This is a genomic window from Arthrobacter sedimenti, from assembly GCF_042652025.1.
In the GTDB taxonomy this organism is placed as follows: domain Bacteria; phylum Actinomycetota; class Actinomycetes; order Actinomycetales; family Micrococcaceae; genus Arthrobacter; species Arthrobacter sedimenti.
This window is the reverse complement of sequence record NZ_JBHSDQ010000001.1, coordinates 493,463-506,645: the sequence shown is the minus strand read 5'-3', so window position 1 is coordinate 506,645 and position 13,183 is coordinate 493,463. Positions and strand designations below refer to the sequence as shown.

Here is a 13,183-nt window from a genome sequence, read left to right as displayed (position 1 = left end):
CCAGCTGCACCAGCTGCAACAAGAAACCGGTCCAGCATCCGCTGGGCCGGTTTTTTGTATGTCTGACGGTGGGTGGGCCCACGGCGTCAGGGTTCCCTGGCCGAGCGTAGCGAGGCTAGGGACGGTGGGGACGACGTGGGGCTAGGGCGTCATCTCTGCCGTTTCGACTCCGCCCACCGGCTCGTAAACCAAAGACACGGCGCCCTTGGGGAAGCTGCCTGCGGGCTCGGCCAGGCGGAAAGTGGTGGGTACAGTGCCGTCGTCGAAGAGGCGCTTCCCCTGTCCGAGCGTGACGGGATAAAGCCAGAGATGAAGGCGGTCCAGCACCCCTTCGGACAGGAGGGACCGGATAAGGACCCCGCTGCCGAACATGTGCACCTGCCCGTAGTCCTCCCGCAGCCGTCCCGCGGCGGCGGCATCCGGCAGCACAGTGGTGCCCGCCCAGGTGGGATCGTGCAGGGTGTTGGATACGACGAACCTGGGCACCCGGTTGAGGGTGTCCGCGATGTCACCGGACTGGTGGGGCCAGTACGACGAAAAGATGTCGTAGGTCTCCCGGCCCAGAAGCAAGGCATCCATGCGGCTAATCCCGGCAGCAATTGCGGCGCCCGCTTCGTCGTCGGACACAGGTGCCTGCCAGCCGCCGAATTCGAAGCCGCCTTCGGTGTCTTCTTCCCGGCCGCCGGGCGCCTGGTACACGCCGTCGAGGGTGATGAACAAATTCGCGACAATGATCCCCACGCGCCCATTGTGGAGCAGCTTCGGAAGGCTGTCCAGAGCCGTGGCAGGATGGTCCCATGTTGCTCCTTGAGCTTGTGGAAACCAGCGCGTCCGTTGCGTCGACCCGCTCCCGGCTGGCGAAAGTTGACGCCTTGGCCGGCCTGCTGCGCCGCCTGGAGCCGGCCGAGATCCCGACGGCGGTGGGCCTGCTCACTGCCAAACCGCGCCAGGGCCGCGTGGGCGTGGGATGGAGCGCGGTGGCAGCGGCAAAGGAGGAGCCCGCGGTGGAGCCGAGCCTGACGGTGGCCGACTTTGATGCGGCGCTGGACGGCCTGCTCGCTGCGGGCGGTACGGGATCGGCGGCGGGGCGGACAGCAACCCTGCGGAAACTGTTGTCGGCGGCCACCGGGCCGGAACAGTCGTTCATCACCGGAGTCCTGCTCGGCGAGCTGCGCACCGGTGCGCTGGAAGGAGTCCTGACTGATGCCGTGGCCCGCGCTGCCGGGAAGCCCGTGGAAGCCGTCCGGCGTGCCGCCATGCTCTCCGGAGACCTCGGCGAAACAGCCCTCCTGGCCATCACTGGCACCCAGGCCGAGCTTGACGCCGTCGGACTGGTGGTGGGCCGCCCCGTGTTGCCCATGCTCGCTTCCACCGCAGCCAGTCCCAGTGCAGCACTGGAAACCACGGGGGAGGCCTCCGTGGAATACAAGCTCGACGGCGCGCGCATCCAGGTCCACCGCGCGGACGACCGGGTCAGCATTTACACCCGCAACCTGGCCGACGTCACCCACCGGCTGCCCGAAGTGGTGGAAGTGGTCCGTGGCCTGCCGCTGCGGCACGTAATTCTGGACGGCGAGACCCTGGCCCTCGATGAGGAAGGCGGCCCGCGGCCCTTCCAGGAAACCATGGCACGGTTTGGCGCGGATGCAGTGCGCGAAACCCTCCTGCATCCCTGGTTCTTCGATGTGCTGCACATCGATGGGAGGGACCTGCTGGACGAGCCGTTGGCCGACCGCATCGAGGTGCTTGAGCGCATTGCCCCTGCCCACCGGATCCCGGGGGAGGTAACGGCTGACCCGGCGGTTGCGGAACGTGTCTCACAGGACGCGCTTGCCGCCGGCCACGAGGGTGTTGTGGTGAAGGCGATCGGGTCCGCCTACGCGGCAGGCCGGCGTGGATCGAACTGGGTGAAAGTGAAGCCGGTCCTGACCTATGACCTGGTGGTGCTGGCCTGCGAATGGGGGTCCGGCAGGCGCACTGGGATGCTGTCCAACCTGCACTTGGGGGCCCTGGACCCTGCTGGAGAGTTCGGTGAACCCGGCGGTTACGTCATGGTGGGCAAGACTTTCAAAGGCCTTACCGATGAACTGCTGCGCTGGCAGACCGAAAGGTTCCAGGAGCTTGAGGTGCGGCGCACTGCCGGGACGGTCTGGGTGGAGCCTGTCACCGTCGTCGAAATTGCCATTGACGGCGTGCAGCAGTCGCCGCGCTACCCCGGTGGAATCGCGCTCCGTTTCGCGCGCGTCAAGCGCTACCGCGATGACAAGGTTCCGGCCGAAGCGGACACCATCCAGACCCTGCGGGGCCTGCTGCGCCCATAGGGGAGAGCTCGGCGGCTAGCGGCGCGCTCCGCTTCGCTGGCGCTGCAGCCTGCGCGCCACGCCGTCCGGCAGGCGCCTGGCGACCACCCGGTAAAAGAGCAGAACTGCCAAGGCTGCCACCACGATGCCCACGAGGTTGAGCAGCAGTTGCAGGGCGGAGCCTGCCGCCTTTTGGTATTCGCCCAACACCAAGGCCACCGCCACGTACCCGGCCGCCGGCACGGTGGTCACGGAGATGAAGACGCCGATCAGCGCGGCGGAACGCCGGCCGATGATGGACAGCATGCCCGCGATCCCGGCCAGCACCGCGACAATCAGTGAATACGGCCCGGGGTGGTAGATGAATTCGACGGCCGACCCCTTGTCCAGGGCATCGCGCGGGAACAGCCCCAGCGGCACCGAAAGCCACGCAGTGAGTGCTGCCAGCAGCATGGCAACGGGGAACCCGACACCCAACGCGACGGCGGCGCGCCGGCCAAGCTTCCACTGCCGGGTGGCCAGCGACACGGCCAGGGCGGCCAGCGGCCCGAACTCGGGGCCCACCGCCATGGCGCCGACAATGGCAATCGGGGAATCGGTCACAATGCCAATTCCTGCGAGCTGGGTGGCCAGGACCAGGAAAGCGATGAAGTTCCATGTCAGGCGGGAATCCTCGCCGGTTTGCCGTGTCACGTCGTCCCAGATGACCGCGTCGGCCCCGTCGCCCGGGGCGGCTCGTTCCGCCCGGTCTGCCTTCCTGGAAAGGACGAATTCCGGCGTGGTCATGGCAATGGAGCCCGCGTCCCGGATCTTCAGGATTTCCAGCTTTTCGAGCAGTTCCTCCACCGACTCCCGGGCGATGAGAACCTCGATCACGTCGCCGGGAGGCACCACAGCCACCCCCTTGGCCACCGTGACTTCCGCCACGCCCCGCTGGTCGCGGCAGGTCTGTACCGTCACCGCGGACAGCTCCCCGGGCACACAGATCCGCAGCTGGACAACCATGCCCGCTCCCTTCGCCGGTTGTGGCCAGCATAGTCCGGACGGGCGCGTTGATTAGCTGTTACCAGCGGGGTTGACTAGGCTTGCTGCTTTGGCTGGCGGGATTTTGAGAGGTTCTTGTGTCGATAACGGAAACCCCGAAGGCACCCGAACCCAGGTCCCATGCTGTCCCCAGACAGCGGAAACCGTCTTTCCGGCCGGAGATCCAGGGCCTGCGGTCACTGGCTGTCCTCATGGTGGTGACCTACCACGTCTGGTTCGGGCGCGTGTCCGGCGGGGTTGATGTCTTCCTCTTCGTTTCCGCCTTCCTGATGACCCTCCAGTTCCTTGGACGCCATGACCGGAACCAGCCCTTCGCCTTGGCGAAACACTGGCTCCACCTGTTCCGCCGGCTCCTCCCGGCAGCCGTCACGGTCATCGTGGCAACCCTGGCCGTGTCTGCCCTGGTGCTTCCACCGACGCGGTGGCTGGACCTCATCGCGCAAGGCTGGGCCTCCCTGTCCTATTCCGAGAACCGGCTGTTGCAGCGGGACGCGGTGGACTACTACGCCAACGACCACAGCGTGGCCAGCCCCTTCCAGCACTTTTGGTCGCTGTCCATCCAGGGGCAGGTCTTCATCCTGTGGCCCCTGATCTTCGCGCTGGCCGGCTGGACGGCGCGCCGCTACCGGTTGTCCTACCGTCCCCTGCTCGCCTACATTTTCTTCGCCATCTTCCTCGGTTCGCTGGGCTACTCCATCATCTTCACCGCCACCAACCAGGTGCAGGCCTACTTCGACACGGGCGCCCGGCTGTGGGAATTCGCCTTGGGCACGCTCGTGGCCCTGATCCTCCCCGGCCTGCGTTTCCGGCGCCGGACCCGCGTCATCATGGGCTGGGTGGGCGTCCTGGCCATGCTGGCGTGCGGCATTGTCCTTGATGTGCAGGGGGCTTTCCCCGGTATTGCCGCGCTGTGGCCCACCGTCGCCGCGGCCTTGGTCATCGTGGCAGGCCAAACGGAAAGCGCCGCAGGGATAGACCGCGTCCTCTCCGCCAAGCCACTCGTCAAGCTCGGTGACATCTCCTATGCCCTGTACCTGTGGCACTGGCCGCTCCTGGTACTCGCTCTCGCCTGGAGCGGGAAGGACCACGCGGGCTGGCTGTCCGGTTTAGTCATTATCCTGGTGGCCCTGGCGCTCGCCTACCTGACGACGCGCTACATCGAAAAGCCCTGGCGGGAATGGAAATGGCCGGAAGTCCGGAAGCGCAGGGCGGTCCTGGCCATCATGCTGGCTGTGGCTGTGGCAGCCGCGCCCCTCTCCGGCTGGAACTTCCAGCTCGAGATGGAACGCCGCGCGGTGGAGGCGCAGAAGATCGCCAACAACCCCGGCTCCCGCGTCCTTGACACCGCTTACGCGGCCGGAACACCGGCCGCGGATGCGGCCCTCCTGCCGCTGGCGGCGGATCTCACCAAGAACTGGGTATCCCTGGATGGACCGTGTACGGAGGAGATCGCCCCGGAGAGCCGCCTGCTGAAGGGATCGTGCTTCGAACAGCGCCCCGCAGGTGAGCCATCCAAGCGCGTCCTGGTGCTGGGGGACAGCCATGCGCAGCAGTGGTCCGGCGCCGTCAAACCGTTGGCAGCCCAAAAGAACTGGCTTTTGTACTCCATCCTGAAGGGCGCCTGCAAGGCCACACCGCGGGACCTGGGAGGAAGCGCGGACTGCGACGCTTTCAATGCGGACGTCCAGAAGGAAATCACCAGGCTGAAGCCCGACGCCATCATCGTGGTGGGAACTGCGGCGGCGCCCTCGAGTCCTGCCGAGGCCCTGACGCCCGGTTTCGAGGAAATGGTCTCCGGGTGGCTGGGCCAGGGGATCCAGGTTGTTGCCCTCCGGGACAACCCCCGTTTTTCCTTCAACATGGCCGAATGCGTGGTGCGGGAAGGCGCCGAGGCCCAGGCCTGCCGCCCGCCGGTCAGCAACAATTTTCCGGCCAGCAGCCCCTTCGAGACCTTGGACATGTCCCGTCTGCCCGGCTTGTCCCTGGTGGACCTGACAGACCGGATCTGCACCCCGACGGAGTGCCCTGCCGTGGTGGGCAATGTGTATGTGTACCTGGACGACAACCACCTAAGCGCCGAATATGCGGCCAGCATGGCGGACGAGTTCGCCAAGCGGCTGCTGGCAGCTGCGGGCTGGGCGGGCTGATGCCGCAGGCAGCAGGCACCAAAGCCCCCTCAGCAGACCCGGCGCCTTCGAAGCCCAGAAAGCCCTCCTTCCGCCCTGAAGTCCAGGGCCTGCGCGCCCTGGCTGTCCTGATGGTGGTGGCCTATCACGTCTGGCTGGGCCGCGTGTCCGGCGGTGTGGACATTTTCCTCCTGATTTCAGCTTTCCTGCTCACCCTCTCCTTCATCCGCAAGGCGGAGTCAGGCAAGCCCTTCCGACTCCTGGCGCACTGGCTGCACCTGTTCAAGCGCCTGCTGCCCGCCGTCGTCGTGGTGATCCTCGGAGTCCTGGCCGGCACCTGGCTGATCCTGCCCCAGGGGCGCTGGCCGGAGGTGCTCGACCAGGCGTGGGCGTCCCTGCTCTACCGCCAGAACTGGCTGCTGGCAGACGCCGCCGTTGATTACTACGCGCAGGACCACGCGGGCGCCAGCCCGTTGCAGCACTTCTGGTCGCTGTCCATCCAGGGCCAGGTCTTCATCCTGTGGCCGCTGATCTTCGCCGCCGCGGCCTTTGCGCTGGCCGGGCTGCGCCAGGTACCCCGCCTGCGCGGGCTGACCTACCGCGGGCTGCTTGCCGCCGTGTTCGGGACCGTGTTCGTGCTGTCCCTGGCCTATTCCATGGAGCAGACCGCCACCAACCAGGCCTACGCCTACTTCGATACCCGGGCCCGGCTATGGGAGTTTGCGCTTGGGTCGTTGCTGGCCCTGGTGCTGCCGTACCTGAAACCCGGCCGCATCTTCCGGGTGGTGCTGGGCTGGGCCGGACTGGCAGGCATGGTTTCCTGCGGGCTGGTCCTGACCGTTGACCGCTCCTTCCCCGGGTACGTGGCGCTGTGGCCAACGTTGTCGGCGGCCGCGATCATTGTTGCGGGGCAGAACGGCAGCAGGTTCGGGGTGGACCGCCTCCTCAGCAGCCGGCCCGCCGTCGCGCTGGGCGATAACTCCTACGCCCTCTACCTGTGGCACTGGCCCCTCCTGGTGCTGGCCCTTGCGGCCACCGGAGTAGAGGCGCCCAACCTCAGGCAGGGCCTTGGCATCGTCGCGGCCTCCATCGTGCTCGCCATCCTGACCACCCGCTTTGTCGAAAAGCCCCTGCGCGACTGGCACTGGCCCAAGCTCCGCGCCTGGCGCACCGCCGTCGTTATTGTTGCGTGTGGAGCCCTGCTGGCAGGGCCCGTTGCCGTCTGGCAGACATCGCTCAGCAAGGAGGAAATCGCGACGGCGGCACAACCGAGGGAGCTGACGCCAGGGGCGCTGGCACTCACCCCGGAGAACGAAAACACTCCCGCCCCCAGGGCCCGGACCATCCCCGGGCCCACCGCGCTGGACAACGACTGGGCCGGCATCGACTCAGCCTGCACGGGCGCCAACGCCACCAGCGATCCAATTCTCGAAGGCTGCCGGCAGGAGCTCCCGGAGGAACCTTCCTCCAAGCGCATCGTGGTGCTGGGCGACTCCCATGCCCAGCAGTACCTCGCCGCGCTGGCCCCGGTTGCTGCTGCCCGCGGCTGGGAACTGGTGACACTGCTGATGCCGGCCTGCCGGTTTGGTGCCGAATCGGAGGCGCGGAGTGCCGAGTGCAACGCCTACAACCGCGCCAGTTCCACCTACGTCCTGGAGCACATGCCGGATGCTGTGTTCACGGTGGCGTCGCTGACCCATGAGGAAGCTCCGTTCGAAACCGAAGTGCCGGGATACCTCGAAGGCGTGCGGCCATTCGCCGACGCGGGAATCGAGGTGGTGGGAATCCGGGACAACCCGCGGTTCACGTTCAACATGCCGCAGTGCTCCCAGCGGCACGGTGCCACTGCGCCGGCTTGCAATCCGGCGCTGGCTGAGTCCCTGGTGGAACCGTCGCCCCTGGAGAATTACCGCGGCAAGCTGCCGGGGCTGCACCTGATGGACATGAGCGACTTCATCTGTGCCCGCGGCGTCTGCCCGGCGGTGGTGGGAAACGTCTACGTCTACAAGGACGACAACCACCTGACCCGGACGTATGTGGAGACCATGATCCCCATGTTCGAACAGCGGCTGCTGGCGGCCACGGGCTGGAGCTGAGCCCGGGCCAGTCGCGGGAAGTGCCGTTGCTCACATCCGGAGCCTGGAATAGGGGGATCGGCGCCGAGGTTCTAATATTTACTCAACACTTTCTGCCCCCGGAATGCCGTGTTGCACGGTGCTCCCGCAGGATCGTCTGCACAGGCCAGTTCCGTAATAACGGGCTGGTCATCGGCTGCAACCCCTACCCGTGACCCAGCAACCAAGGTAAGAGGCGCACTCATGACCGAGCCCGAACACGACCCCTTTGGCTTCATTGGCCTGACCTACGACGACGTCCTCCTCCTTCCGGGCCACACCGACGTCATCCCGTCCGAGGCAGACACCTCCTCCCGGATCTCCAAGCGCATCAGCGTGCAGACTCCGTTGCTCTCCGCCGCCATGGACACCGTCACGGAGTCCCGCATGGCCATCGCCATGGCCCGCCAGGGTGGCCTGGGCGTGGTGCACCGCAACCTGTCCATTGCAGACCAGGCGGACCAGGTTGACCGGGTCAAGCGGAGCGAGTCCGGCATGATCACCAACCCGCTCACCATCCGCCCCGAGGCGACGCTGCGCGAACTGGACGATCTTTGCGCCCACTACCGCGTGTCCGGCCTGCCTGTCGTTGACGAGGACAACCGCCTGCTGGGCATCGTCACCAACCGCGACACCCGCTTCGTCCCGGAGTCCGACTTCCCGCTGCGACTGGTCAGCGACGTCATGACCAAGATGCCCCTGGTCACCGGGCACGTGGGCATCAGCCGCGAGGAAGCCTCGCACAAGCTGGCCACCAACAAGATCGAAAAGCTCCCGCTCGTGGACGACCAGGGCCGGCTCAAGGGCCTGATCACCACCAAGGACTTCACCAAGGCCGAGCAGTACCCGCTGGCCACCAAGGATGACGAAGGCCGGCTCCGGGTCGGTGCCGCCATTGGCTTCTTCGGGGACGGCTGGGAGCGCGCCATGACCCTGGTGGACGCCGGCGTCGACGCCCTCTTCGTGGACACCGCCAACGGCCACTCCCAGGGCGTGCTGGACATGATCCACCGCCTGAAGTCGGAGCCCGCCGCGGCCCACGTGGACATCATCGGCGGCCAGGCTGCCACCCGTGAGGGCGCACAGGCGTTGATCGACGCCGGTGCCGACGGCATCAAGGTGGGCGTCGGCCCGGGATCCATCTGCACTACCCGCGTGGTTGCCGGCGTGGGCGTCCCGCAGATCACCGCCATCTACGAATCGGCCAAAGCCGCCATTCCGGCCGGCGTGCCGCTGATCGCCGACGGCGGCCTGCAGTACTCCGGCGATATCGGCAAGGCGCTCGTTGCCGGAGCCGACACGGTCATGCTCGGTTCCCTGCTCGCCGGTTGCGACGAGTCCCCGGGCGAGCTGATCTTCGTCAACGGCAAGCAGTTCAAGTCCTACCGCGGCATGGGCTCCCTGGGCGCCATGCAGTCGCGCGGCAAGAACACCTCCTACTCCAAGGACCGTTACTTCCAGGCCGATGTCTCCGGCGATGACAAGCTCATCCCAGAAGGCATCGAAGGCCGGGTTGCCTACCGCGGCCCGCTGTCCTCCGTGGCCTACCAGCTGGTCGGCGGCCTGCGCCAGACCATGTTCTACACCGGCGCGCCCACCATTCCCGAACTGAAGGTCCGCGGCAAGTTCGTTCGGATCACCTCTGCCGGGCTGAAGGAATCGCACCCGCACGATATCCAGATGACCGTCGAGGCGCCGAACTACGGCTCGCGCTAAAGAACCCCGATTGGGATGGGCATTTCTGCCCATCCCAATTTTTTGGCGCTACTTACTATAGTCGTTGGAGAAATATCGTTGCGGGTTGGGGGCAGCAGTGGCAGGCACTTTCTATGGGGCGGACGTCGCCCAGCTGCGGCTACTGGCTGCCAGCATCCGGTCGGCAGGGCGGAGCCTTGATGGACAACGACAAATGCTCGCCGCGGGCGTGGACGGCACGCTCTGGCCCGGGCCTGACGCCGAGAGGTTCCGCGGGGAGTGGAAATCCAGCCATAGCCGTTCCCTGTCCGCCGCAGCTCTGTTCCTCAAGCAGGCGGCCGAGGAGTTGGTGCGGCAGGCAAACGAACAGGAGTCGGCGAGTGGCGGAAGTGGAGGTCTTATTGCCGGTGGTCCAGGTGCAGGACTGCAGGCATCGACTCCTGGTCCGGGCGACGTCAGCGGCAAGTCCGCTGCTGAAGTCCGCGCTTGGTGGCTGGCACTGACAGCTTCCCAGCAGCAAGCCTTCATCCGGCGCTATCCTATTTTGGCCGGGAACACCAACGGCATACCCTTCTCTGCGCGGATCGAAGCGAACCGCGCCAACGCGCAAAGCCGGATCGACTGGCTGCGGAACAATGATCCGGAACCCAAGCTGAACCCCTGGATCTTCGACTCAAGCTACCCCGCACGCTTCGCTGCCGAACACGAAGCGTGGCGGAAGCGCCAGGAGGGTATCGGATACCTGCACAAGGTTGTGGAGGGCAAGGTGCAGCTAGCCGCCTACGACCCTGCCCACAGTTCCATCATTGAGCTCATTGGCAACTACACCGCGGATACGACGACGGTTGTCACCTACGTTCCTGGAACCACCACCAATGAGGCGTCGTTCTACGCAGGCCGGTTGCAGGACGTACCGGGTCGTTTGGTCACGGCGGATAAGTCGGGCGGCACGGCCGCTTTCGTCTACAAGGGGTCCGAGTTCCCGGACGGCGGTTTTGTGGAAGCATTCCTGGTGGAAGCAAAGGACGACGGTTTCGTGGCCCGCTCAGCGCCCGTCCTCGCCGGTTTCCAGCAGGCCGTTGCCCTGGAGTTGCCAGTCCAGGCACAAGCAGTCGGCATCGGTCACAGCTGGGGCCTTCGGAACCTGACCGGTGCAGAAATGGAAGGCGCCAGGTTCAACAAGCTCATTGCCCTGTCGGGTGCCGCCATGCCGCCTGCCTGGACGCCTGTGCCAGGCACCGATTACACCAGCTACACCTATCCGGATATCCTGCTCACGGCCGAGACTATGGGGCTGGTGGGGGAAAACTATCCCATGCGGGAACCTGCCTTCGACAAACACGTCTATGCCCCGCCCGGCGGCCTCACTCCAGCCGAGCTGTACAGCAAGGACAACCACTCCCTGATCGCCACCACAGACCCCGAAAACGAGGAAGCCCTTGCCGACGTCCTGGCGGAAATCCGTGAACGGTGAGGCCGGCCCATGGCCGGCATGGCGATTAACCGGGTTAGCAATTCTGCTGGCGATAACGGCCTCATGCGGCCAGCCAGGAAATGGAGGAAACATGGGCGTCAGCCTCGAATCAGCCAAGACCAAGGTAATGTCCTCGGAACAGGAAATCCTGGCCCTGCTGCCGGGCAGCTCAGTGGTGTCCACGTTCGCTGACAACACGTCCCGCCTAATGTCCTGCATGGATGGAAACCGGCGCAAGTGGACAGGGGACGCGGAAGCCAAACTTGGCAACGCTGTGGACCGGGAAGGCTTTCTGGACGAGGTGGTGCAGCATATGCAGGCCAAGGACGGCTGGACGGTGAAAGATGGGACGGCGCCAGACGGAGCGCGGCGGTTAGACCTTCTGCACAGCGACGGCACCCATCTGTTCGTGTTCTTTTTGGACAGCCCCGAATCACTGAGGGTGGAAGGTTACAGCGCCTGCTTCGATTTGCCCGAGTACGAGTACGGCGAGGAGTACTGACCTCCGCCGTACCCAGGGGCGCGGCACTAGGCTGATTCCATGTCCCAACCGCGCCATCCGGCGGAGCTGACCCCCAAACGCGACCCGCAAAAGCGGCTTGCCCTGCGCCCCTATGCCAAGGCCGTGGCCCAGGTCCTTCGCGTGAGCTTCCGGGCGTCCCCGGGGGCCGTGGTCATGAAGGTCCTCGGCTCACTCATCTCGGCCGTTCTACCGTTGGTCACCACCTACTTCGCGTCCCTCACCACCTCTGCCTTGGCCGCAGCGTACGCGGGCGACGGCGGAGCAGGACGCCGTGCCATCGTCTACGTCGTCGTCACTGCGGCGCTGGGGCTGTTTTGGGGCGCCTTCAACAGCGTGGACCGATATATCCAGCAGCTGATGAGTTTCAAAGTCGGCGCCATCGTGGGGGACCAGATGTATGAGCGGTTCCTCGCCCTCGAATTCTGGCGCTACGACGACAAGGAAACGGTTGACCTCTACGACCGCGCCAAGCGGTTCTCCGACTCCTACGCCCGCGTCCTTGACCGGATCGCCGCCATCTTCACGCAGCTGGTCTCGGTCATCCTGGCCATCGGCGCGCTGCTGCTGGTTAGCTGGTGGATCGCCGTCATCGTCCTGGTGGCCATCATCCCCAGCGTCTACCTGCAGTTCAAGCTGTCCCGGGAGCAAATCGCACACTGGAACACCCAGGTGGACTCCCGCCGCCAGCGCCGCATGATCGAAACCAACCTCCTCCGGCCGCAGCACATTGCCGAGATGCGGCTTTACGGCATTGTCGGCTTCCTCATGGATCTTCGGTCCCGGCTCCGCGACGCGGACGAGCGGCGGCGCCTCGACTACCAGCGCCGCTACATTCCCAAACAACTGGCGGCGGACGCCCTGCAATACGGTGCCGAGGTGGTCTCGCTGATCTGGGTGGTGGGGCAGATCATCGCCCGCGCAGCCCCCGTGGGTCAGTTCCTCTACGTCCAGCAGATTGTGAGCCGCGCCCTGTCCACGGCGAACAACCTGGTGTCGTCCCTGAGCTCCATCGATGAGGACCTCGCCAACCTGAAGGACTACGAGCTGTTCATGGCGATGCCCGTGCACTCGGAACATGCGCCGCCGCTGCTGCAAGCACCGAAGGAAGTGGAGTTGAAGGATATCCGCTTCACTTACACGGGCAGCGACATTGAAGTGATCAAGGGCATCAGCCTCACCATCCGGCAGGGCCAGCACATCGCCATCGTGGGGGAGAACGGTGCCGGCAAGTCCACGTTGATCCGCATCCTGGCAGGCCTCTACCGTCCCGACTCCGGACAGGTACTGCTCGACGGCGTGGACCTGGCCGCCGTCGACGTCACCTCCTGGCACCGGCACCTGGCCGTGCTCAGCCAGGAGTTCCTGAAGTACGAATTCGCGACGGCGGCCGAGAACATCTACTTCGGCGATGTGGAAAGTCCCCGCGATGACGACCGCATCCGCAGGGCCGCAGCCGACGCCGAAGCACTCGACTTCATCAACAAGCTGCCCAACGGCCTGGACAACCACGTCAGCAACTGGATGGAAGACCCAAGGGGCCGGAAGGGCAGCGGCCTTTCCGGCGGCCAGTGGCAGCGACTGGCCATGGCCCGCAACTTTTACCGCGACGCGTCGTTCATGGTCATGGACGAGCCCACCTCCGCCATCGACGCACTGGCCGAGCACCGGATCTTCACGCGTCTCTTCGCAGACCGCAGCAGCACCATGATCGCCATCAGCCACCGCCTTGCCACTATCGAGAAGGCGGATGTCGTCTACATGCTGGAGGATGGCCAAATCGTGGAGCAGGGAACCCATAAGGAACTCGTGGCCCAGCGCGGCCGCTACTTCCGCATGTTCGAGTCCCAGCTTTCCGTGGAGGAACCGGAAGGAGTCTGACGCAGGTTCGCGAAGCGAGTGTGCCGCGG

The 13,183-nt window shown here is 65.7% G+C and carries 9 protein-coding genes; 7 read left to right on the top strand and 2 right to left on the bottom strand.

Annotated features, from left to right (window positions below):
• Window positions 1-141 precede the first annotated feature (141 nt).
• A complete protein-coding gene (locus ACFO0G_RS02255; RefSeq protein ID WP_376976298.1) occupies window positions 142-741 on the bottom strand; it encodes a dihydrofolate reductase family protein in 600 nt (199 codons plus the stop codon).
• A 56-nt stretch (window positions 742-797) separates the two neighbouring features.
• On the opposite strand from ACFO0G_RS02255, the gene ACFO0G_RS02250 reads away from it, so the two are divergent.
• Window positions 798-2,321: an ATP-dependent DNA ligase gene (locus tag ACFO0G_RS02250; protein WP_376976297.1), complete on the top strand. Its 1,524-nt coding sequence runs from the start codon at window positions 798-800 to the stop codon at window positions 2,319-2,321.
• A 15-nt stretch (window positions 2,322-2,336) separates the two neighbouring features.
• Here the strand turns inward: ACFO0G_RS02250 and ACFO0G_RS02245 are convergent, their stop codons facing one another.
• Window positions 2,337-3,305: a DUF389 domain-containing protein gene (locus tag ACFO0G_RS02245; protein WP_376976296.1), complete on the bottom strand. Its 969-nt coding sequence runs from the start codon at window positions 3,303-3,305 to the stop codon at window positions 2,337-2,339.
• Between the two features lie 116 nt (window positions 3,306-3,421).
• Between ACFO0G_RS02245 and ACFO0G_RS02240 the strand changes: the two genes are divergently transcribed.
• The 6 genes from ACFO0G_RS02240 to ACFO0G_RS02215 all read left to right on the top strand — a co-directional run bounded on the left by ACFO0G_RS02240 (window position 3,422) and on the right by ACFO0G_RS02215 (window position 13,154).
• Window positions 3,422-5,491 (top strand): acyltransferase family protein, encoded by a 2,070-nt coding sequence (locus ACFO0G_RS02240; RefSeq protein WP_376976295.1) that lies wholly within the window; start codon window positions 3,422-3,424, stop codon window positions 5,489-5,491.
• Complete coding sequence (locus ACFO0G_RS02235) at window positions 5,491-7,566, top strand: acyltransferase family protein (RefSeq protein WP_376976294.1); 2,076 nt, start codon at window positions 5,491-5,493, stop codon at window positions 7,564-7,566. The genes ACFO0G_RS02240 and ACFO0G_RS02235 overlap by 1 nt, the downstream gene beginning before the upstream one ends.
• A 222-nt stretch (window positions 7,567-7,788) precedes the next feature.
• On the top strand, window positions 7,789-9,300 hold the full coding sequence (gene guaB / locus ACFO0G_RS02230) for an IMP dehydrogenase (RefSeq protein ID WP_376976293.1): 1,512 nt from the start codon (window positions 7,789-7,791) through the stop codon (window positions 9,298-9,300).
• 97 nt (window positions 9,301-9,397) lie between these two features.
• Window positions 9,398-10,753 (top strand): hypothetical protein, encoded by a 1,356-nt coding sequence (locus tag ACFO0G_RS02225; protein WP_376976292.1) that lies wholly within the window; start codon window positions 9,398-9,400, stop codon window positions 10,751-10,753.
• A gap of 91 nt (window positions 10,754-10,844) precedes the next feature.
• Window positions 10,845-11,255 carry a hypothetical protein gene (locus ACFO0G_RS02220; protein ID WP_376976291.1) on the top strand — a complete coding sequence of 137 codons (411 nt, stop codon included), beginning with the start codon at window positions 10,845-10,847 and terminating at the stop codon, window positions 11,253-11,255.
• A gap of 39 nt (window positions 11,256-11,294) precedes the next feature.
• Window positions 11,295-13,154 carry an ABC transporter ATP-binding protein gene (locus ACFO0G_RS02215; protein ID WP_376976290.1) on the top strand — a complete coding sequence of 620 codons (1,860 nt, stop codon included), beginning with the start codon at window positions 11,295-11,297 and terminating at the stop codon, window positions 13,152-13,154.
• Window positions 13,155-13,183 lie beyond the last annotated feature (29 nt).

What these genes read in the sequence shown, in the direction of transcription:
- ACFO0G_RS02250 (WP_376976297.1), top strand. Translation starts at nt 798, where the DNA reads ATGTTGCTCCTTGAGCTTGTGGAAACCAGCGCGTCCGTTGCGTCGACC.
- ACFO0G_RS02245 (WP_376976296.1), bottom strand. Translation starts at nt 3,305, where the DNA reads ATGGTTGTCCAGCTGCGGATCTGTGTGCCCGGGGAGCTGTCCGCGGTG.
- ACFO0G_RS02235 (WP_376976294.1), top strand. Translation starts at nt 5,491, where the DNA reads ATGCCGCAGGCAGCAGGCACCAAAGCCCCCTCAGCAGACCCGGCGCCT.
- guaB (WP_376976293.1), top strand. Translation starts at nt 7,789, where the DNA reads ATGACCGAGCCCGAACACGACCCCTTTGGCTTCATTGGCCTGACCTAC.
- ACFO0G_RS02220 (WP_376976291.1), top strand. Translation starts at nt 10,845, where the DNA reads ATGGGCGTCAGCCTCGAATCAGCCAAGACCAAGGTAATGTCCTCGGAA.
- ACFO0G_RS02215 (WP_376976290.1), top strand. Translation starts at nt 11,295, where the DNA reads ATGTCCCAACCGCGCCATCCGGCGGAGCTGACCCCCAAACGCGACCCG.